Below are 1,642 nucleotides of genomic sequence, written 5' to 3'. Positions count from 1 at the left end.
GCCGCGTCGCGCGCGCCCGCCTTGTCCGCCGCCGGCACCGAGTCCTCCAGGTCCACGATCACCGCGTGGCAGCCGGAGGCGGCGGCCTTGGCGTAGCGCTCCGGCCGGTTGCCGGGCACGAACAGGCAGGAATGCCACGCCCCGGCCGGCCTCATTCCCGCTCTCCCGGCAGCAGGCGTCCCACGACAGCCGCGCCGCGCATGTCCCAAAGCCGGGCCAGGGCCAGCCGCATTTCCTCCGGGCCGGCCGCGCCGCCGAAAGCCGCCAGCCGCATCGCCTTGGCTTCCAGCTCGGCGCGGCTCAGGGTGTTGCCGGGGTCGCCCTTGGGCTGTTCCACCCGGCTCTCCAGCCGGCGGCCGTCGCGGGTCAGCACCTCCACCTTGCCGATCCAGCGCCGCGGATAGGCCGCTTCCACTTCGGCGTCCGCCTCCATCGCCACCCTGGCGGCGAAGTCGGCCACCGCCGTATCGTCCAGCGCACGCTCGAACTCGGCGATGCCGGCGGCGCCGTGACAGGCGATCAGCCCCAGCACCGTGCCCATGGAAAACTTGGCCTGGTGCACCGTCGTCGGCCGCGCCACCGCGCCCAGCACTTCCAAGGCCGCGACATGCACCTTGGCGTTGACGCGGACGATTTCGCGCGCGCTCAGGCCGTGCTGCCCCATCAGCTGCAGCAGCGCGTCCGCAGCCGGATGGGTGTGCCGGCAGGAGGCGTGGTATTTGAACGAGGTTTCCAGCAAGGCCCAGCGCTGCCCCAGCTGGTCGGTCAGCCGGCTGAGGTCGGCATCGCGGGACATGCCGGCGGCCATGCCCTGGGTACCTTCCAATATCCGCTCGGCGCCGCGGAAGCCGTCGCGCGCCAGGTAGGCCGCGGCCAGGCCGCTGGCGGAAGCATGGGCGGCGTGCAGCGGTTTGGAATCCGCGGCGGTGCGCAGGAATTCCCACAGGCCGGCAGCCTGGGTTCCGGCGGTGCCGATGGCGTGGTTCATTTGCCGCGCGTCCAGCCGCAGCAGCCGGCCCGTCGCCACCGCCGCCGCGATGCCGCCGACGGTGCCGGTGGTGTGGAACACCCGGTAATGGGAGCGGCCCAGGCATTCCCCGGCGCGGATGCCGGCCTCGTAGCCGGCGATCGCCGCCAGCAGCAGCTCGGCGCCGGAACGGCGCAAGGCTTGCGCCGCGGCCAGCGCGGCCGGAAACACCACGGCGCCGGGATGGAACACCGCTCCATTGTGCACATCGTCCTGTTCCGCCACGTGGGAGGCGGCGGCGTTGATCATGGCGGCGAACAAGGGCGAGCTGCGCCGCCGCGAAATCAGCAGTTCCGCCGCGCCGTCGGCCGGCCCCATCGCGGCGGCGAAGTCGGCGACGCTGGCCACCGGCCGCGCGCCCTTGCCCGCCAGCGCGCTGCCGAACCAGTCCAGCAGCAGTTCCTCGGCCCGGCGCCAGACCGGCTCGGGCACCTGTTCCGGCCTCAGTTCGGCGGCGAAGGCCGCCAGCCCGGCGCTACCGCTCTCGTGTATCGCGCTCATCGCCGCTCCTGTTCAAATGACGCCTTGCTCGCGCAGGCCTTGAATGTCGCCGGCGGCATAGCCCAGCTCCAGCAGAATCGCCTCGCTGTGCTGTCCCGGCGCCGGGATCGCGTC

At 72.9% G+C, this 1,642-nt stretch carries 1 protein-coding gene; it reads right to left on the bottom strand.

Going from position 1 to position 1,642, the window contains the following annotated elements; all coding sequences use genetic code 11:
• Nucleotides 1-151: 151 nt before the first annotated feature.
• Entirely contained in the window at nucleotides 152-1,528 is a 1,377-nt protein-coding gene (locus tag LQT98_RS23315) for an MmgE/PrpD family protein (RefSeq protein WP_231465580.1), read from the bottom strand.
• Nucleotides 1,529-1,642 lie beyond the last annotated feature (114 nt).

The organism is Chromobacterium aquaticum (assembly GCF_021129195.1).
GTDB lineage: Bacteria > Pseudomonadota > Gammaproteobacteria > Burkholderiales > Chromobacteriaceae > Chromobacterium > Chromobacterium aquaticum.
The sequence above is the reverse complement of the archived record's forward strand: the minus strand, read 5'-3'. Positions and strand labels throughout refer to the sequence as shown.

Coding starts and splice junctions, on each gene's coding strand:
- LQT98_RS23315 (WP_231465580.1), bottom strand. CDS start 1,528: ATGAGCGCGATACACGAGAGCGGTAGCGCCGGGCTGGCGGCCTTCGCC.